Origin of the sequence: Bacteroides sp. ET71, assembly GCF_023336905.1 — a bacterium.
In the GTDB taxonomy this organism is placed as follows: Bacteria; Bacteroidota; Bacteroidia; order Bacteroidales; family Bacteroidaceae; genus Bacteroides.
The window spans coordinates 1-670 of the sequence record NZ_JAMBLS010000127.1; the positions used below are offsets into that span (position 1 = coordinate 1).

Below are 670 nucleotides of genomic sequence, written 5' to 3' on the forward strand. Positions count from 1 at the left end.
TGCTGGCAACTACGGCAAGCAGGTGAACAACTCCGCCGTCAAGACCGGCAAGGTGGCGGCAGCGGCTACCGGTGCCGGAGCAGGGCACATTGCGGGCAAGCTGCGGGGCAAGTAAGCTCAAACGGCGTATGAGATACCCTCAGACGGCGTGTGAGCCTGCCTCATACGCCGTCTGAACAGAAAGCATCAATAACAAGAATAAAAGAAAATGGAATTCAAATCATTAAAGAACATCGAAACGAGCTTCCGGCAGATACGCACGATGGCGATAGCCTTCGTCGTGCTGTGCGCGTTGGTCACGGGCTACGCGCTGTGGAGTTCGTACAGCTTTGCCGAGAAGCAGCGGGAGAAAATCTACGTGCTGGACAACGGCAAGTCGCTCATCCTCGCGCTCTCGCAAGACCTCTCCCAGAACCGTCCGGTCGAGGCGCGGGAACACGTAAGGCGGTTCCACGAACTGTTCTTCACGCTCTCGCCCGACAAGGCGGCCATTGAGAGTAACATCCGCCGGGCGTTGTACCTGTGCGACGAGAGTGCCTTCCGCTACTACAAGGACTGGGAGGAGAAGGGGTATTACAACCGCATCATCTCGGCGAACATCAACCAGACCGTGCGGGTGGACAGCGTGGCGTGCGACTTCGAGCGTTACCCATACATCGTGACGACCTAC

At 57.6% G+C, this 670-nt stretch carries 1 protein-coding gene; it reads left to right on the forward strand.

Features of this window, described 5'->3' with window-relative positions:
* Positions 1-208 precede the first annotated feature (208 nt).
* Positions 209-670, forward strand: a 462-nt coding sequence (gene traK / locus M3090_RS15495; protein ID WP_249057764.1) for a conjugative transposon protein TraK, incomplete at its 3' end; no start/stop codon positions are given.